15 protein-coding genes are annotated in these 17,154 nt (G+C 71.8%); 5 read left to right on the top strand and 10 right to left on the bottom strand.

Annotation, left to right across the window (positions count from 1 at the left end; all coding sequences use genetic code 11):
• Positions 1-122: 122 nt before the first annotated feature.
• Both FF100_RS35400 and FF100_RS35395 read right to left on the bottom strand, forming a co-directional pair.
• Entirely contained in the window at positions 123-1,190 is a 1,068-nt protein-coding gene (locus tag FF100_RS35400) for a spore photoproduct lyase family protein (RefSeq protein ID WP_139040686.1), read from the bottom strand.
• A 24-nt stretch (positions 1,191-1,214) separates the two neighbouring features.
• Positions 1,215-2,381, bottom strand: coding sequence for an MFS transporter (locus FF100_RS35395; RefSeq protein WP_139040685.1), 1,167 nt, complete (start codon positions 2,379-2,381; stop codon positions 1,215-1,217).
• Positions 2,382-2,776: 395 nt separating this feature from the next.
• Here FF100_RS35395 and FF100_RS35390 point away from each other — a divergent pair, with 395 nt between their 5' ends.
• Positions 2,777-2,980, top strand: coding sequence for a hypothetical protein (locus FF100_RS35390; protein WP_139040684.1), 204 nt, complete (start codon positions 2,777-2,779; stop codon positions 2,978-2,980).
• Between the two features lie 111 nt (positions 2,981-3,091).
• Positions 3,092-3,433: a DUF1491 family protein gene (locus FF100_RS35385; protein WP_139040683.1), complete on the top strand. Its 342-nt coding sequence runs from the start codon at positions 3,092-3,094 to the stop codon at positions 3,431-3,433.
• Positions 3,434-3,455: 22 nt separating this feature from the next.
• On the opposite strand, the gene FF100_RS35380 is transcribed toward FF100_RS35385, so the two are convergent.
• Both FF100_RS35380 and FF100_RS35375 read right to left on the bottom strand, forming a co-directional pair.
• Positions 3,456-4,280: a sigma-70 family RNA polymerase sigma factor gene (locus FF100_RS35380; protein WP_425463388.1), complete on the bottom strand. Its 825-nt coding sequence runs from the start codon at positions 4,278-4,280 to the stop codon at positions 3,456-3,458.
• A 52-nt stretch (positions 4,281-4,332) separates the two neighbouring features.
• Positions 4,333-4,989, bottom strand: a complete 657-nt coding sequence (locus FF100_RS35375) for a flavodoxin family protein (RefSeq protein WP_246102746.1) — start codon at positions 4,987-4,989, stop codon at positions 4,333-4,335.
• Positions 4,990-5,198: 209 nt separating this feature from the next.
• On the opposite strand from FF100_RS35375, the gene argE reads away from it, so the two are divergent.
• Positions 5,199-6,374, top strand: coding sequence for an acetylornithine deacetylase (gene argE, locus FF100_RS35370; RefSeq protein WP_139040681.1), 1,176 nt, complete (start codon positions 5,199-5,201; stop codon positions 6,372-6,374).
• A gap of 9 nt (positions 6,375-6,383) precedes the next feature.
• On the opposite strand, the gene FF100_RS35365 is transcribed toward argE, so the two are convergent.
• From FF100_RS35365 to FF100_RS35345, 5 genes are all read right to left on the bottom strand, one after another.
• Complete coding sequence (locus FF100_RS35365) at positions 6,384-6,641, bottom strand: hypothetical protein (protein ID WP_139040680.1); 258 nt, start codon at positions 6,639-6,641, stop codon at positions 6,384-6,386.
• Positions 6,642-7,117: 476 nt separating this feature from the next.
• Positions 7,118-7,891 (bottom strand): Crp/Fnr family transcriptional regulator, encoded by a 774-nt coding sequence (locus FF100_RS35360; protein WP_139040679.1) that lies wholly within the window; start codon positions 7,889-7,891, stop codon positions 7,118-7,120.
• Positions 7,881-11,423 (bottom strand): CheR family methyltransferase, encoded by a 3,543-nt coding sequence (locus FF100_RS35355; RefSeq protein ID WP_139040678.1) that lies wholly within the window; start codon positions 11,421-11,423, stop codon positions 7,881-7,883. The genes FF100_RS35360 and FF100_RS35355 overlap by 11 nt, the downstream gene beginning before the upstream one ends.
• Before the next feature lie 236 nt (positions 11,424-11,659).
• The gene (locus FF100_RS35350; RefSeq protein ID WP_139040677.1) at positions 11,660-12,709 is read right to left on the bottom strand and encodes a chemotaxis protein CheB; all 1,050 of its coding nucleotides are present in this window, start codon (positions 12,707-12,709) and stop codon (positions 11,660-11,662) included.
• A gap of 113 nt (positions 12,710-12,822) precedes the next feature.
• A complete protein-coding gene (locus FF100_RS35345) occupies positions 12,823-13,632 on the bottom strand; it encodes a glycosyltransferase family 2 protein (RefSeq protein ID WP_139040676.1) in 810 nt (269 codons plus the stop codon).
• Between the two features lie 297 nt (positions 13,633-13,929).
• Between FF100_RS35345 and FF100_RS35340 the strand changes: the two genes are divergently transcribed.
• Positions 13,930-15,210, top strand: coding sequence for an alpha/beta hydrolase (locus FF100_RS35340; protein WP_139040687.1), 1,281 nt, complete (start codon positions 13,930-13,932; stop codon positions 15,208-15,210).
• A gap of 4 nt (positions 15,211-15,214) precedes the next feature.
• On the opposite strand, the gene FF100_RS35335 is transcribed toward FF100_RS35340, so the two are convergent.
• The gene (locus FF100_RS35335) at positions 15,215-15,889 is read right to left on the bottom strand and encodes an NADPH-dependent F420 reductase (protein ID WP_139040675.1); all 675 of its coding nucleotides are present in this window, start codon (positions 15,887-15,889) and stop codon (positions 15,215-15,217) included.
• A 104-nt stretch (positions 15,890-15,993) separates the two neighbouring features.
• Here FF100_RS35335 and FF100_RS35330 point away from each other — a divergent pair, with 104 nt between their 5' ends.
• A complete protein-coding gene (locus FF100_RS35330) occupies positions 15,994-16,932 on the top strand; it encodes a LysR family transcriptional regulator (protein WP_139040674.1) in 939 nt (312 codons plus the stop codon).
• The last annotated feature ends 222 nt before the right edge of the window (positions 16,933-17,154 follow it).

Below are 17,154 nucleotides of genomic sequence, written 5' to 3'. Positions count from 1 at the left end.
TCCGTCAGGTCACTCGGATAGCGACGGCCGTCGTCCTTGTAGAGATCGCGATCCGCCTGCGTCCACATCGGCTCCTCCTGCCAACGACAACGCGCGACTGGCTCAATCAGTCAAACAGGCTCTCAGAATGCGTAGCGGACCCCGCAATACGGCAGCTCCTCGGCGAGCAGTGCCTTGAACCGGGTGAGCCAGCGGCCCTTCCAGCCCGTGCGGTAGCGCAGGTTCTCCATCCCGCCCTCGGAGCGCTTGGTCTCCTGGATGTCGGGGCGCCAGAGCAGCGCCTCGGCCTTCGGGTGCCAGCGCAGGTTCACCGCGTGCAGGGCGGCGTTGTGGGTGAGGAAGATGATCTCGGCCTTGAGCTGCGCCCGCGCGGCCGGGCCGATCCCGGCATCGAGCGCGCGAAACAGCGCCCGCCAATCCTCCTCCCAACCCTCGTAGAGGATCACCGGCGAGAAATTGGCGTGGACCTCGTAGCCCGCCGCCACGAAGTCGTCGATCGCGGCGATCCGCTCGGCCATCGGTGAGGTGCGCACGTCGACCACCCGGGCGATGCGCTCGGGCATCAGCGAGAAGCGGATGCGGGTCTTCCTCTCGGGCGCGTAGGCGAGAAGGTCGCGGTTGACGAACTTGGTGGCGAACGAGGCCTTGGCGTTGGGGATGCCGCGAAACAGCCCGACGAGGTCGCGCACGCTGTCGCATGCCAGCGCATCGACCGAGAGGTCGCCGTTCTCGCCGATGTCGTAGACCCAGAACCGGTCGTCGATCTGGTCGGGGGCGGGGAGGGGCCCTTGCGCGGCGGCGTGACGCGCGATCGCCCGGCCGATGCCCTCCGTGTTGACGAACAGGGTGATCGGATTGGCGTAGCCCTTGCGCCGCGGCACGTAGCAATAGGCGCAGGCCATGGCGCAGCCGTTGGAGCTCGACGGCGCGATGAAATGGGCGCTGCGCCCGTTCGGCCGCGAGGCCAGCCCCTTCTTGACCCCGAGCACCAGGGTCGAGCGCTTGATCCGCACCCAATCCTCGACCGAGCCGGCATTGCCGTGCAGCTCCGGGATGTTCCAGTGCGAGGCGACCTCGATCCGCCGCGCGTCCGGGAAGCGGGCCAGGATCTCCCGGCCCCGCGCATGCGCCGCGACGGCGGGCTCGCAGTAGATCGTGTCGATGTCGAGGAGGCGGGGTGAGCGGGACAGGGAGCGGTCTCGGGCGGGTCTCGCTCAGGATCTAGGGCGGTCGCGGGGCTCCAGCAGGGGCACGAGCAGGCTTGCCGCCGCGAAGGCGCCGCCGACCGCGCAGAGCGCCGGCCAGCCCCCGGCCGCGAAGGCCCGCGTGCCGGCCGAGGCGCCGAGCGCTCCGCCGGCGAAGACCGCGGTGAAGAACACCGTGTTGATCCGCCCGCGCGCCCCGGGGACCAGGGCGTAGACCCGGGTCTGGTTGGCGATCAGCGCGGTGTTGATGCCGACATCGATGAGCAGGACCCCGACCGCCAGCGCGACGAGCGAGTGGCCGCCGAGCAGCCCGAACACCGCGAAGGCGGCGAGCGTCAGGACCGCGCCGCCGATCAGCACCGGCCGCGGGCTGCGGGAATCGGCGAAGCGCCCGGCCATCGGCGCGCAGAGCGCGCCCGCCGCGCCGATCAGCCCGAACAGGCCGGCTCCGGCCGGATCGAGCCCGAAGGGCGGCGCCTCGACGAGGAGCGCCAGCGTGGTCCAGAACGCGTTGAAGGCGGCGAACAGCAGCGCCTGCGACAGGGCCGCCCGGCGTAAGGTCGGCTGGTCGCGCACCAGGTCGAGGATCGAGGCCATCAGCGCGCCGTAGCCGAGGCGCGTGGCGGGTACCACCCTCGGCAGGCCGAACCAGGCGAGGATCGCGAGCGCCACCGAGAGCCCGGCCGCCCCGACGAACACCGCCCGCCAGCCGAGCCACGCCCCAACGAAGCCGCTCACGGTGCGGGCGAGCAGGATGCCCAGCAGGAGGCCCGTCATCACCTGGCCGACCATCCGGCCCCGCGTCGCGTCCGGCGCCAGCTCGGCGGCGAACGGCACCGCCTGCTGGGCCGCGGTCGACAGGATCCCGATCAGGAAGCTCGCCAGCACCAGCAGGCTCAGGCTGCCGCTGATTCCCGCCAGCACCAGCACCGCGGCGAGCAGCAGCAGCTGGCCGACGATCAGGCTGCGCCGCGGCAGCGCGTCGCCGAGCGGCACGAGGCCCAGGATGCCGAGCCCGTAGCCGGCGAGCGTCGCGGTCGGCACCAGCACCGACGCGTCGTGGCCGAAGACCTGGACCAGGAGCCCGAGCAGCGGCTGGTTGTAGTAGATGTTGGCGACCGCCCCGCCGGCGATCAGGCTGAGGCTCAGGCGGGTCGCGGCCGAGAGGGAGGACATGAGCGGATCCTGATCGACGGGTCCCGATGGTATTCGCGGCCCGACATAGCGGGTTTCCGCTGCACGGCACCGGATGCGTCCGCAAAGCGGCCCCGCTTCGGCAGCATGTCGCGCCGCCGATCGCGTCCTGCTGCGATCACAGGCCCGTGAGGGACCTTCCGTTGGCGGAGGTCGTCGCCACATGACGGTATGGGCGGTCTGAAAGATCGGCTTGCCCCGGCACCGAACGTGCCGATACTTTTCCCGATCGTGGTCGATCGGTTCCCTCGTGGGCGAGGCGCCTTCGCGTCCGAGCCCGCGGCCCCGGCCGTCGGCCGCGGGCGAGGTCGCCTCGGGAGCCTTGAGCGGTGATCCATCCCGTGTCGACGCGATCCATCGCCTGAAGGAGAGGGACGATGTCGCAGTACCGCGTTCTGTTTGCCAAGCAGATCCTCGGAGTCCCGTTCACCGTCGGGACGGTGGACATCACCCGCGCCCGCGATCCGGACCGGGCCGTCCGCGCCGCCGCCCTGCGCTTCGCCCGCCAGCACGGCGTCGAGGATTGGCGTGAGCGGGCCGACGTGGCCGAGCTCGAGGCCGGGGCCGGACGGGCCTCGTAACGCCGCGCATCCCGACCGCTTCGATGCAGCGCCCGATTGCCCCGCGATCGGGCGCTGTCCTATGACGCGCAGGGTCTCGCCGTTCCCGGCCTTTCGAGGATCCCCCGCCCGATGGCACGCCTGCGCTCCGACTTCTGGGTCTCGGCTCACCTGCGCCGCTGCGCGGTCGAGGGGGTGAGCGCGGTGCAGCGCCGCCGCGGCGCGCCGGAAGCCGGGGCGATCTTCGTCAAGGTCGACCGGCTCGACGGCCGTGCCGACCTCTACGGCCCGGCACCCCAGGCCTTGTTCGAGGGCGACGAGACCGCCGGCCGCCGCTTCGAGCCGCTGATGCGCGAGGCCCTGCCGCCCGACGTCGAGGCCCGCCTCGTGCGTGAGATCCGGTTCGATTCCGATCTCTGGATCGTCGAGATCGACGACCGGGAGGGGCGGCATTTTCTCGATCTGGCCGGGTAGAGTTGGCGTCGCAGGCCATCTTCTAGGAGGGATGATCGCCCGGAATCCGTTTCAGCTTGTCGGGATTGCGCGTCACATAGATGGCTGCGATGCGGTCGTCCTGAACATGCAGTGCCGTCACCTGCACAATGCCACCCATCTCGACAGTGAGGAAGCCTGGCACTCCGTCGATGATCGCGTAGCGTCGGAGCTGCGACGGGACGCGCGCGAAATCGCCTGCCATCTCCGCATGCCGCCTCAGCACCGCGTCGATGCCGACGAGCGGTGTCACCGTCGCCGGAACTTTGCCGCCGCCATCGGCGCAGGCGATCACGTCCTCGGTCAGCATGGCTTGCAGAGCGGCCATGTCGCCGCTGCGAGAGGCGGCATAGAACGCGGCCGCGATCCTCAGGCCATGTTCTCTGCTGACCGCAAAGCGGGGGCGCTCCCGCCGGAGATGGGTCCGCGCCCGGCTGGCGAGCTGACGGCAGGCGGCCGGCGTTCGATCGATGGCCTGCGCGACCTCCGAGAAATCGGCTCCGAACACGTCATGCAGCAGGAAGGCGGCGCGCTCCAGCGGCGACAACCGCTCGAGCGCGATCATCAGCGGCAGGGTGATGTCGTCGGCCGGATCCGTGTCCTCGGGATCGACGAACGGCTCCGGCAGCCAGGGGCCGATATAGGTCTCGCGGAGGCGGCGGGCCGACTTCAGCTGATTCAAGCACAGGCGCGTGACGATGACGCGCAGGAACGCCGCGGGTTCGCGGATGCACGCGGGGTCCGCCGTCAGCCAGCGCGAATAGGCGTCCTGCACCACATCCTCCGCGTCCGCGATCGATCCGAGCATCCGGTAGGCGAGCCGGATCATGCGTGGGCGACAATCCTGCAGGTAGGGGTCGGACAAGGCTGTCATGTCCCGCCTATGCGCCTGCCGGCCGCCGGCCGCGAACGAAGTCGCGCGTGACCCGTGCGACCCGTGCCCCCAGATGCCGAGCGGTGGCGAGATCGGCGTCCGGTGGTGCCCTGTCGGGGCCTTCGTCGGTGTTCGATTGCGCCGCAGCGCCGATCCAGAAGCCCAGCCGGTTCAAGTCTTTCTCCGAGCCGGACGTCGAGTTGTTGGCCGGGGGCAGATCGAGGCTGACCCAGTGCATGCCATGCTGCGCAGCGAACAAGACCATCTGGAGAAGGGTCGACAGCTTGTCGCCGGCCAGCGACCCCGAATTGGTGAAGCCGGCGGCGATTTTGTCTCTCCAGAGGTAGCCTCCCGCCATCATGACCTTCGACGTTGCTTCTTGAAACGCTTTGAAGGGCGCCGAGGCCGCGCCCATGTATGTCGGTGCGCCGAAGACGATCGCGTGGGCGGCGGCGAGATCGTCCCAGCGCTGCTGCGCCTCTTCGACGGTCAGGAGCAAGGGGATGGACCCGTCGGCCTGCCGCACTCCCTCCGCCACCGCCTCGGCCTGTCGGGCGGTATGCCCATAGCCGCTGTGATAGACGATCGCGACGCGGATCCCTGGGTCCGGCCGCGTGTCGCGCCGACCCCGTTCTTCGTCCTGCTCTCGAATGGCGTGCATCATGCCCTCCTGCCCGGATGCGGTTGGAGTGCATGACAAGCGGGCCCGGCCGAGTGTGACATCCGGCATGGAGGGGTCCGCTGTCCGCCGGGGCCGGAGCGCGGCATAAGGAGTAAAGTTCGAAGCGTCCCGCGGTGGCACCGGCCCTGCAGGATCCGTGTCCATCTCCGGTGGGACCTCCCACCATCCTCCGCCAGGCCCCCACCTTTCCCATGACGTCTCCCGACAGCCTTTCCCCCGCGATCCAGGACCTCCTCGCCACCCTGGTGGCCTTCGAGACGGTCAGCTCCGCCTCGAACCTGCCCCTCGTCGACTTCGTCGAGGACTATGCCCGCCGCCACGGTGCGACGGTCGAGCGGGTCACCGACGGGACGGGCCTGAAGGCGGCCCTGTGGATCACGGTCGGACCGGCCGACCGGCCGGGCTACGTCCTGTCGGGCCACAGCGACGTGGTGCCGGTCGAGGGCCAGGATTGGACGCATCCGCCGTTCCGGCTGACCGAGATCGACGGGCGGCTCTACGGCCGCGGCACCTCGGACATGAAGGGTTTCGTCGCGGTCTGCCTGGCGTTCCTGCCCGAGATGGCGGCGGCGCCGCTCACGCGCCCGCTGCACCTCGCCCTCTCGTACGACGAGGAGGTCGGCTGCCTCGGCGTCCGGCCGCTCATCGCGCATGTCCGCGAGCGTGGGATCGCGCCGCTCGGCTGCTTCGTCGGCGAGCCGACCGGCATGGCGGTGGTGATCGGCCACAAGGGCAAGTACGGCGCCAGGGTCACGTTCCGGGGCCGGGGCTGCCACTCGGCGCTGGCCCCGGCGGGCGTCAACGCGGTCGAGTACGCGGCGCGCTTCATCGAGCGGGTGCGGCTCACCGCCGAAGGTCTCGCCCGGGACGGGGCCCGCGACGACCTCTACGACGTGCCCCACACGACCGGCCTCACCGCCCTGGTCCAGGGCGGCACCGCGCTCAACATCGTGCCCGACCGCTGCACCGTCGGGTTCGAGTTCCGGGCGATCGCCGGCGACGATCCACGCGGCCTCGCCGAGACGGTGCTGGCTTACGCCCACGACGTGCTGGTGCCGGAGATGCAGGTGCGCGATCCCGCCTGCGGCATCACGGTCGAGCCGGTGATCGACTATCCGGGCCTCGACGTCGCGCCCGACGCGCCCCTCGTCACCCTGGCCAAGCGGCTCGCCGGCCGCAACGGCCACGCCAAGGTCTCGTACGGCACCGAGGCCGGCCTGTTCCAGAGCCTTGGCGACGTGCCCTCGGTGGTGATCGGCCCGGGCGACATCGCCCGCGCCCACAAGGCCGACGAGTATGTCGAGACCCGGGAACTGGCGGAATGCGCCGGCTTCGTGCGCCGGCTGATCGCGGAGAGCTGCGGGTAGGAAACCGGGTCAGCGCCGCGGCGCCAGCTCCCCCATCCGGGCGGCGCGGCCCTGCTCGACGTGCCAGCGCGCATCCGCCACCTGCCGGCGCAGGCTGTTGCGGCGCCAGAGGTGGTACAGGCGCAGCGGGTGCGGCGCGGCGCCGGCCCGGGCCTCGTGGTGGGTGAGGCGGCGCAGCAGGCCCGGCAGGCAGGCGCCCGCCGCCTCGCCGGTGGCGATGTCGCCGAGGCGGACCTGGCGCAGCAATTCGGCCCGGTAATCCTCCACGCCCGATCCCTCCCCAGAGCATTGCCCGACGCCGTGGCCGCGGTTGGTCGCACGCCAAGGCGGCACACCCGACGGCCTGGGGCGGCGTCCGGTTGCCGTGCAATCGGATGCCGCTCCCGCGTCCGTCGCAGGAGATGCCGGCGCCCGGGCCCTGCCCGTCGCCGATGGCGGCAGGATGGGACAGGTTCCGCGCCCCTGGCAACGCGGCATCGTCGACCGCTGGGCGGGTGAGCGACGCGCCGGGGCGGATCGCGCGCAAAAAAAGGCCCTGCCGGCGGGAGCGAGCAGGGCGGTGAAGTCGACTTGGGGGCCTCAGCAACATCCCGGATGGTCGTCCACCCGGTCGAGACCGGGCCACCAGGGACGGTCGGGCAAGAATTGCCGCAACATCGGTGAGGTTGCTTCGGTTTCCAGACCCGTTCCATCACCTATGTGAACGAACGGGGCCGGCTCGTTTATTGTCGGCGGCCGGATGCTCAGAACGTCCGGGCGCCGGTGTAATCGGCGATCGAGGCGAGGGCCGGCACGTCGCGCAGGGTGATGGCGGTGGCGCGCTGCTCGATCAGGCCGTCGCGGCGCAGCTGCTGCATCGTCCGGTTCATGTGGACGACGCTGAGGCCCAGCGCATCGGCCAGCACCTCCTGGGTGATCGGGAACGAGAACCGCTCGTCCTGCACCCGGTCCACCGCCGCGAGGCGCTCGCGCAGCTCGAGCAGGAAATGGGCGACGCGCTCGTAGGCGGTCTGGCGCCCGAGCCGCACCACCTGGTTGACGAGCCACAGCTCCTCGGTCTCCCGCGCCTGCCACAGGGCGGCGGCGAGGCCCGATCCGGGCAGGCCCGTTCCCGACAGACTTGTTCCCGGCGGGCCGTCGCCCCAGGAGACGCAGTCGCGCAGCGGGCCCACCTCGCAGACCTGGGCCGTCGTCAGGGTGGCGACGGAGCCGAAGGGCAGCGGGCGCCGGCGCTGGCTGAGGCCGATCAGGTCGCCGGGCAGAAGCACGACGACGATCTGGCGCCGCCCGTCGGCGAGGAGCCGCTGGCGGCAGGCCCAGCCCTCCAGCAGCACCTGCGGCCGCGGCGTCGCCTCGCCATCGCGCACCAGCTCGGTGCGGGCCGGCACCGGCACCGGGCGGGCGGTGATCCGGCGCAGCAGCGCCTCGTCGTCGGGCGACAGCGGCGCGTAGCCGGACAAGCGGCGCAGCACCGCGTCCGGCGGTGCGGGGCTGCGGGCGAGGGGCTCAGCCGGCATCGTCCGCCTCCCAGGCCGGGTCGGGCTGCCCCTGGGCCAGGCCGGACGGGGCCTGGAACACCTGGACCGGCAGCTCGATGACGCAGCGCACCCCGCCCGGGCGGTATTCCAGGGCGGTCGTGGCGCCGAACTCGTAGACCAGGCCCTGCTCGATCAGCTCGCGCCCGAAGCCGCGGCGGGCCGGCGCGGTCGGCAGCAGGGTGACGCCGCTCTCCTGCCATTCCAGCCGCAGGCGGCTGTCGGTGCCGTCGCCGTAGAGGCGCCAGGCAATGGCGATCCGGCCCTCCGGCCGGGCGAGCGCCCCGTACTTGATCGCGTTGGTGGCGAGCTCGTGCAGCACCAGGCCCAAGGTCTCGGCGGTCTTCTGCGGCAGGCGGACCTCCGGGCCGTCGAGGGTGACCTGGCTGCCGTCGCGCACGGCGTGCGACAGCACCTCCTCGCCGATCAGCTCGGCGAGGTCGGTGGCGGCGTCGGGGCTGCGGGTCAGGATGTTCTGGGTCCGGGCCAGCGCCCCAAGCCTCCCGTCGAAATGCATCACGAAATCGGCGAGCGAGGTCTGGCCCTCGGCGGTGCGGTTGGCGACCGAGCGGACCACCGCCAGGATGTTCTTCACCCGGTGCTGCAACTCGGCGAGCAGGAGACGCTGGCGGTCCTCGGCCATCCGCCGCTCGTGGCTGTCGGTGCAGGAGCCGAACCAGGTGACGGCGGCGCCATCCGGATCGGCCATCGGCTCGGCCCGGGCGGTGAACCAGCGGTAGGTGCCGGCCGTCGAGCGGATGCGGAACTCGTGCTCGAAGGGCTCGCGGCGGGCGACCGCCCGCTGCCAGCGGCGCTGGTTCTCCTCGACGTCGTCCGGGTGCAGCACCGACAGCCAGCCGAGGCCGAGGGCCTTGCCGTCCTCCAGGCCGGTATGCTCGTAGAAGCGCGGATTGACGTAGAGCCAGTGCAGCGCCGCATCGGCGGTGAACAGGAAGGCCGGGACGATGCGCTCCATCCGGCGGAAGCGCTCCTGGCTCTCGCGCAGGGCCCGCTCGGCCCGGGCGGTCGCGGTGATGTCCAGGAAGGTGATGACGACGCCGGCGATGAAGTTGTCGATCGAGCGGTAGGGCAGGACCCGGGCGAGATAGCGCGAGCCGGTCTCCGGGTTGCCGACCTCGCGCTCGATCGTGCCGAGGGTCCGCAGCACCTTGCGCACGTCCTCCGGCAGCTCCGGATAGAGGATGCGCGCGGCGATGTGGGTGATCGGCCGGCCGAGGTCGGAGTCGATCAGGTGGAAGATGTCGGTCACCGCCGGGGTGAAGTTCTTCACCCGGAACTCGTTGTCGAGGAACACCGTGGCGATCTGGGTGCTCTCGAGCAGGTTCTTGAGGTCGCTGTTGGCCCTGCCCAGGTCGTTGACACGGTGGCCGAGCTCGCCGTTGACGGTCTGCAGCTCCTCGTTGACCGATTGCAGCTCCTCCTTCGAGGTCTCGAGTTCCTCGTTGGCGGATTGCAGCTCCTCGTTGATCGACTGATATTCCTCGTTGGAGGATTTCAGCTCCTCGTTGGTGCTCTCCAGCTCCTCGATCGTCGCCTGCAGCCGCTCGCGGGTCAGGCGCAGCTCGCTCTCCAGGCGCTGGACGTGCTCGTCGCGCAGGAAGGACGGGGTCGGCTCCTCGGTGCCGTCGCTCTCCAGCGTCTCGCCCTCCTGGAACAGGATGACGAAGCTCGGCGGGTTGTCGGTGCCGGGCACCGGCTCGACCACCAGGGTCACGAGGCGCCGCTCGCCGTCCGAGCCCATGGCGGTGCGCTCGGCCTTGACGGTGCGGTGCTCGGCCCCGGCCTTGAGCAGGGCGGCGCGCAGGTCGAGGCGCAGGTCGCGGTGGACGAGGTTGAGCAGGTTGAGGCTCGCCGCCCCCGTCGCTGGATCGATGTAGCGCCCGGTACGGCCGGAGAAGTGCAGCACGTCGTAGGCCTCGTCGACCACCACGTAGGCCGGGGCGTAGCGTTCCGCCACCTGCTCGGCCCGGCGGGCGAGGCTGCCCTCGACCGCCCGCGGCCGCAAGGCGCCGCCGCTCTCCGCCAGGCGCCGGTCGGCCACCACCGTGAGGGGGAATTCCGGCAGGACCCGGGTCGCGCTCTCCAGGCGCCGGAAGATGCGGTAGCGCCGGTCGATGGCGGAGAACAGCTTGGCGTGCCGGGTGACGTTCTCGGAATTGCCCAGGAACAGGAAACCGCCCGGCCGCAGGGCGAAGTGGAACAGCGGGATGACCCGGTTCTGCAATTCGCCGTTGAGGTAGATCAGCAGGTTGCGGCAGGAGACGAGGTCGAGGCGCGAGAACGGCGCGTCCTTGATGACGTTGTGCTGCGAGAAGATGCACATCTCCCGCAGCTCCTTGACGACGCTGTAGGTCGCCCCCTCCTTGACGAACCAGCGGGCGAGGCGGTCGGGCCGGACCTGGCGGGCGAGCGCCTCGGTGTAGCGGCCGACCCTGGCGGAGGCCAGCGCCCGGCCGTCGATGTCGGTGGCGAAGATCTGCACCTGCGGCACCGCGTCGAGCGTCGCCATGTGCTCGCGCAGGAGGATGCCGATCGAGTAGGCCTCCTCGCCGGTGGCGCAGCCGAGCACCCAGACCCGCACCTGGTCGTTCGAGCCCTTGCCGGCGAAGAGCCGCGGGATCACCTCGCTCTCGAGAAGCTCGAACTCGCGGCCGTCGCGGAAGAACTGCGTCACCCCGATCAGCAGGTCGTTGAACAGGTTCTGCACCTCGTCCGGCTCGGTGCGCAGGTGCTCGACATAGGCCTCGACGGTCTCGACCTGCACCACCTGCATCCGCCGGTGGACGCGGCGCAGGAAGGTGTTCTGCTTGTAGCCGTGGAAGTCGTGGCCGGTCTTGTTGCGCAGGATGGTGGCGATGCGGATCAGCCACTCGCTGGCGCTCTCGTCCACCGCGTCCCGGGCCGGGAGGGCGGTGCGGCGCAGGTGGCGCAGGTAGGACAGGATCCGGTCCGCCATCTGCTCCGGCGGCACGACGTGGTCGGCGAGCGCTCCGGCGGTGCTGGCCGAGGGTCCCTCCTCGCCCTGCGGCTCGGCCAGGGTCAGGCCGCCCGCCTCCTTGATCGCGGTGACGCCGAGCGTCCCGTCGCTGCCCGTCCCGGCGAGCACCACCGCCACGGCGCCGGCCTCCCGGTCCGCCCCGATGGAGACCAGGAAGGAATCGAGGCTGCCCCGCCCGTCCGGGCCCGCCGCCGGCCCGAGGCGGAAACGGCCCTGCGCCAGGGTCACGGTCCGGTCCTCCGGCAGGAGGTAGATCCGCCCGGGCTCGACCGGGGCCTCCTCCGCCACGAGGGCGGGCGTCAGGGTGGCGGCGCGCGCCAGGATCGTGCGCTGGCGCGCCTCGTCGACCAACTGGCGCTGCTGGAGCGCGACCACGACGGCGACGTCCGGCATTTCCGGCACGTGGGCGAGGAAGCGCTCCAGGGAGTCGATCGCCGTCCCCGAGGCGCCGATGCCGACGACCACAAGCCGCTCCTGCGCCCGTCCGTCCTCCATGGGGGGGCCCGATCCCGCGCGGGTCTTCCTGGGCAAGGGTCGTCGTCTCCGGTATCGGGCAGCGGACGGGACGCGCGGCCGGTCGGCCGCGATCATACGCATCCGGCGCGGCACTGTCAGTCCGTGACGGCGGGTTTCCCGGGTTTCCTGCTTGGCGTCTCCGGGCGGCGGGAGCGCCTCACGCATCCCCCGCCCCGCGCCGTCCCATCCCGGGTCCCGCCCGCCTTTTCGGGGCCTTATCCTTCGGATCCCCGGCGCAGGGCGCGGCGGATCGTGCGCACGTGGCCGTCATATTCCCGGGCCCGCTCCGCGTAGATCCCGGCCATCTGGGCGTTGCCGCGCCGGCCGGCATCGGCGGCCATGCGGCCGACGAGGTCCGCCCGCTCCTTGACGATCCGGAGGGCGATGCGCAGGGCGTCCTCGATCGCGTCGCCATGGGTCCCGGCCAGGGCCTCGGCGGTGTAGGCGTGGCCGATCTGGCAGCGGAACCGCAGCACCCGGCCCTGCCGCAGCTGGGACAGCACGCCGCCGCAATCCGGGCAGGTGATCGGGGCCGGGTCGGCGCTCCGCCCCATGGTCTCCGCCAGGCTCTCGGAGGGGCGGCCCGCCGCGATCGCGACCTCGAGGGCGAGATCCTCCGGCACCGCGCCGGGCGCGCCGGGCGGCCGCGCGACGAGGCGGGCCAGCGCCGCGCCGAGGCCGCCGGTCGGCGCGCAGGCATCCGCCGGCACCGCGACGAGCGCGCTCCGCGGCATGTCGGGCGCCTCGGCCTCGTCGGGGTCCTGCACCAGGGCGAGGCCGCCGCGGGCCTTGATCGCGTCGAGGCCGGCGGCGCCGTCGTGCAGGAAGCCGCTCAGCAGCACCCCGACCACCCGCGGCCCGTAGGCGAGCGCCGCGGAGCGGAACAGCGCGTCGATCGCCGGCCGGCTGGTATTCTCCCGCGGGCCGTGGCCGAGGCGGATCAGGCCCGGCTCGACCAGCAGGTGGCGGTCGGCCGCCGCCAGGTAGACCCGGCCCGGCTGGATCGCCGTGCCGTCCTCGGCCGGCACCAGGGGGAGCGGTCCCGGATTCGGGCCGAGCCGCGCCGCGAGGCTGCCGCCGCTCGCCATGTGCAGGACCACGAGAACGGAGGCCCGGCTCCCCGGAGGCAGGCTCGCCAGGATCGCCCGCAACGGCGCCACCGCCCCCGCGGAACCGCCGATCACCACGATGTCGTGCAGGGGCGCAATGGTAACGGGCGCGGCGTCGGCCGGCACCGGATCGTCTGGTCTGTGTGCCGGGGGCATGCCTGTCGCCGCGGGGACGGCGGCCGTCGCGCCGCGGGCCGCCTGCCGTCTTGGAGGGGGGCAGATTCCCACCGGGAGCGGCGGTCCGCCCCAACACAGGTTAAGCCTCCGCGTCAGCGGCCGCCGCGGTCGTCCTTGCTCGCGGCGCGGGCTTTGGCGACGAGCCGGCGCTCGTAATGCTTGGCGACGCGCAGGTGGCGCGAGATCGCGTAGTTCATCGCCGTCAGGAAGCCGTAGGCGCCGCGCACCCAGTGGCGCCGGCCGAAATAGGCCTTCAGGAAGTTGCCGGGCAGCTCGACGAAGAGCCGCCAGGTCGGGATCGCGACGCCGCGGGCCTCGAGATCGGCGGCCTGCTGGTCCGAATAGCGGTTGAGCTTGTCGAGCTGGTCGCCGAGCGAGCGGACCGAGAAGTGGTGGATCACCCCCCGGAGGCGCCCGACCGTGGCACCCGGCGCCAGATCGACCCGGTCGTGCACCGGCGAGGGCGAGTAGCGGCCGCGGTCGCGCCGGTAGAGCCGCACCGGCCACAGCGTGTAGGCGAGGCGGTGCGGCCTCGTCTCCCCGGGAAACACCTCGGCGATGCCGAGCGCGTAGGCCGGATGCGGCGGCTCGCCGGCCTCGAACAGCCGGCGGATCTCGGCGCTGAGCTCCGGCGGCACCACCTCGTCGGCGTCGAGGTTCAGCATCCAGACGTGCCGGCACTGCTCCTCGGCAAAGCGCTTCTGCGGCCCGTAGCCGGGCCAGTCGCGGGCGATCACCCGGGCGCCCAGGGCGGCCGCGAGGCCTTGCGTGCCGTCGGTCGAGCCGGAATCGACCACGATCAGGTCGTCGGTCAGGTCGCGCACGGCCGCCAGCGTGGCGCCGATGCGGTCGGCCTCGTTGCGGGCGATAAGGAAGATCGAGAGGGGGAGGGGAGCGACCATGGACCGGGGCGGGAAAGGCCCGGCTCGACCGAAGGAGCGCCGGGGAATGTCGGGGCAGCCCCTAGAGCATTTTTCGGATACCTGAAATCCGGACTCGAGGGTACGGGTTCTCTCCCGGGCCGGGGCGTGCCCCGGCGGCCACGGTGGCGCGGGGAAATGTGCCGCGGCCGCGCCGCCCCATTGGCGCCGCATCGATTTGGCTCTTCTTTTAAGAAGTGCGCGGAAGGATCGGGCGCGAGGAATCGGCGGGCGCCGCGGGGTCTGCGGCGGCGCGACCAGAGGGAGCGGGTTGTGGTGATGGGGGGTCTCGTGCGGAGCCGGAGCCTGGGAATCCTCCTGTGCGCGAGCATGCTCGGCGCCTGCGCGGGCACGCCGAAGGGCGTTCTGGCGCCGGTCGCCGCCACGGTGCCGGGGGCGTCGCGGGTCGACATGCTGGTCGCGACCACCCGCAAGACCGCCGCCAATCCGGGCGAGATGTATTCCGGCGACCGCGGCGCGGCTTTGTCCTACGCCGACATCACGGTCTCGATCCCGCCGGACGCGATCCGCCAGCCCGGCACGGTGCAGTGGCCGAAGGAGCTGCCCGGCAACCCCGCCACCGATTTCGTGACCCTCAAGGCCGAGACGATCGACCGGCCGGAGGCGACCGCGCGGCTGCGCCGCAGCGCGGCCCGGACGGGCAAGCGCAACGTGCTGATCTTCGTCCACGGCTTCAACAACCGCTTCGAGGACGCGGTCTACCGCTTCGCCCAGATCGTGCACGACACCAAGGCCGACGTGGTGCCGGTGCTGTTCACCTGGCCGTCCCGCGGCAGCGTGCTCGCCTACGGCTACGACCGCGAGAGCACCAACTACTCGCGCAACGCCCTCGAGGGCGTGCTGCGGCGCCTGTCGCAGAACCCGGAGGTCGGCGAGGTGACGGTGCTCGCCCACTCGATGGGCAACTGGCTGGTGCTCGAATCCCTGCGCCAGATGGCGATCCGCGACGGGCGCGTCGCCCCGAAGATCCGCGACGTGGTGCTGGCCGCCCCCGACGTCGATGTCGACCTCGCCCGCGAGGCGTTTCGCGACATGGGCCCGACCCGGCCGCGCCTCAGCCTGTTCGTCTCCCAGGACGACAACGCGCTCGCGGTCTCGCGCCTCGTCTGGGGCGGTGCCGGTGCGCGGCTCGGCGCCATCGACCCGACGGCCGAGCCCTACCGCACCGAGCTCGCCCGCGAGAACATCGCGGTCCTCAACCTCACCACGATGAAGGGTGAGGACGCCCTCAACCACGGCAAGTTCGCCGGCAGCCCGCAGCTCGTGGCCCTGCTCGGCAACCGCCTGGCGCAGGGGCAGACCATCACCGATTCCCGAGTCGGCCTCTCCGACCGCATCGTCCAGATGACCACCGGCGCCGCCGCCACCGTCGGCACCGCCGCCGGCCTCGCGGTCTCCGCCCCGGTCGCGGTGGTCGACGCCCAGAGCCGCGAGACCTACGGCGAGCACCTGCGCAACCTCGGCCAGGGCATCGGCGACACGGCGGAGGGGGCGGTGGACCTCGCCACCGCGCCGGCGCGGGCGTTCGGAGGGCGGTGAGGCGTCAGGCGACCGGAGCCGGCCTCCGCCAGGAGCCGTGCGCGACCTCCCCGTCCCGCTCGGCTGCCGCGAGGGCCTGAAGCAGGCCGGCACGGTCGAGGGGGACGCAATAGGCGGGCTTTGCCCGCTCGAAGCGCCAGCTCTCGGCCAGGCTCCCGGCATCGACCGGATCGAAGCCGAACTGGTCGATCAGCTCCGCCGCGACCGCTTTCGCCGGCACGTCGTCGCCCGCGAGCGGCAGGGCCCGGCGCCCCGGCGTCCCCGCCGGCCTTCCGTCCGTCTCCAGGTCCTGCGCCCTGATGGCGTTGAACGCCTTGACGATCCGGGCCGCGGGCAGGTGGGCGGCCAGGAGTCCGCTCGTCGTCGCCCGCCGCGCGTCGAGTTCCGCCAAGGGCCCGTCCCGCTCCGGGTAGTAGTTCATTGCGTCGAGAACGATCTTGCCGGCGAGCTCGGCTCTCGGAAGGGTCGGGTAGGCGTGGAGCGGAATGGCCGCCACGACGACTTCGCCGAAAGCCGCCGCCTCCGCAGCCGTCCCAGTCCGGCAGCCGAGGGCGATGCTCAAGCTGAACAGGCTCTGATTTCCGCGGGAATTCGCCACCATGACCGCGTGTCCCCCAGCGACGGCGTGCTGAGCCACGGCCCGGCCGACATAGCCGGCCCCGATGATCCCGATCCGCATGGCATCTCTCCTCGTGCGATTGCCGATGCGGCTGGCGTAACTGGACGTGGTTCGGCGATAAATCGCTCCCTTGAGGCGACATTCCCAATCAGCAGGGGTTAATCGTGGACCGGCTCACCAGCATGGCGGTGTTCGTGACGGCGGCGGATCTCGGCTCCTTCGCGGCGGCGGCCGCATCCCTCGGGATGTCGCCGCAGATGGTGGCCAAGCACGTGGCGTTCCTCGAGGGCCGCCTCGGCACGCGCCTTCTCAACCGCACCACCCGTCGCCAGAGCCTGACCGAGTTCGGCCGCGCCTATCACGAGCGCTGCCGCGTGGTCCTGGCGGAGGCCGAGGCGGCCGACGCGCTCGCCGAGGCGGCGCGGGCCCATCCGCGCGGCACGCTGCGGATCAACGCCCCGGTGACCTTCGGCAGTCACAGCCTGGTGCCGGTGCTCACCCGCTACCTGCGGTCCTGGCCCGAGGTGGAGGTCGATCTGAGCCTTACCGACCGCATGGTCGATCTCGTCGAGGAGGGATTCGAGGCGGTGATCCGCTTGGGCCCCCTGACCGATTCGAGCCTGATCGCCCGGCCGCTCGCGCCCTATCGGCTGGTGGCCTGCGCGGCGCCGGCCTACCTCGCAGCGCAAGGCGTCCCGGATTCGCCCGAGGCCCTGGCCGGGCACCAATGCCTCGACTTCGCCCATTGGCCGCGGGGCCGCGACTCCCTCTGGCGCTTCACGCGCGGCGGAATCACCCGCGAGGCGCCCGCGACCGGGCGGTTGCACATCAACGACTTTCGCGCCCTGCTGCGGGCTGCCCTCGACGGTTTCGGGATCGTGCTCGGCGTCGAGACCGCCCTGCGCGACGATCTCGCGGCGGGTCGTCTGGTGCGGATCCTGCCGGATTGGGAGGCGCCGTCGCGGCCGATGCACCTGCTGACGATGCGCGACCGGCGCCCGACCGCCAAGCTGCGCCGCTTCATCGACCTTGTGACGAGCGAATTCGGGCCGGACGGGGCCGCGGCGCGCGACGCGTCGGCCAGCCACCGCGAGTCCGCCTAGAGCAGCGCCCGATCGCCTTGCCATCAGGCGCTGCTCTCGATCCTCGATTCCACCGCATCGTCTGCGACGAACCGGTATCCACGTCATCGGGCAATGCTCTAGGCGGTGTGGACTCTTGGGGTTTCCCGGTTGGTTGAGACGTGATTCAAGGCTGCTTTTTGGAGAGCCGCTTTGGGCGTCCTGGACCGTCTCGTTCTTAGCGACACTCAGTGGGAGCGCATG

This window comes from Methylobacterium terricola, assembly GCF_006151805.1.
Taxonomy (GTDB): domain Bacteria; phylum Pseudomonadota; class Alphaproteobacteria; order Rhizobiales; family Beijerinckiaceae; genus Methylobacterium; species Methylobacterium terricola.
This window is presented reverse-complemented; position numbering and strand designations above follow the sequence as displayed.

Bases quoted from the DNA above. Each gene is read 5' to 3' on its own strand.
- FF100_RS35395 (WP_139040685.1), bottom strand. From the start codon at position 2,381: ATGTCCTCCCTCTCGGCCGCGACCCGCCTGAGCCTCAGCCTGATCGCC.
- FF100_RS35390 (WP_139040684.1), top strand. From the start codon at position 2,777: ATGTCGCAGTACCGCGTTCTGTTTGCCAAGCAGATCCTCGGAGTCCCG.
- FF100_RS35385 (WP_139040683.1), top strand. From the start codon at position 3,092: ATGGCACGCCTGCGCTCCGACTTCTGGGTCTCGGCTCACCTGCGCCGC.
- FF100_RS35380 (WP_425463388.1), bottom strand. From the start codon at position 4,280: ATGATCCGGCTCGCCTACCGGATGCTCGGATCGATCGCGGACGCGGAG.
- FF100_RS35375 (WP_246102746.1), bottom strand. From the start codon at position 4,989: ATGATGCACGCCATTCGAGAGCAGGACGAAGAACGGGGTCGGCGCGAC.
- argE (WP_139040681.1), top strand. From the start codon at position 5,199: ATGACGTCTCCCGACAGCCTTTCCCCCGCGATCCAGGACCTCCTCGCC.
- FF100_RS35360 (WP_139040679.1), bottom strand. From the start codon at position 7,891: ATGCCGGCTGAGCCCCTCGCCCGCAGCCCCGCACCGCCGGACGCGGTG.
- FF100_RS35355 (WP_139040678.1), bottom strand. From the start codon at position 11,423: ATGGAGGACGGACGGGCGCAGGAGCGGCTTGTGGTCGTCGGCATCGGC.
- FF100_RS35350 (WP_139040677.1), bottom strand. From the start codon at position 12,709: ATGCCCCCGGCACACAGACCAGACGATCCGGTGCCGGCCGACGCCGCG.
- FF100_RS35345 (WP_139040676.1), bottom strand. From the start codon at position 13,632: ATGGTCGCTCCCCTCCCCCTCTCGATCTTCCTTATCGCCCGCAACGAG.
- FF100_RS35340 (WP_139040687.1), top strand. From the start codon at position 13,930: ATGGGGGGTCTCGTGCGGAGCCGGAGCCTGGGAATCCTCCTGTGCGCG.
- FF100_RS35335 (WP_139040675.1), bottom strand. From the start codon at position 15,889: ATGCGGATCGGGATCATCGGGGCCGGCTATGTCGGCCGGGCCGTGGCT.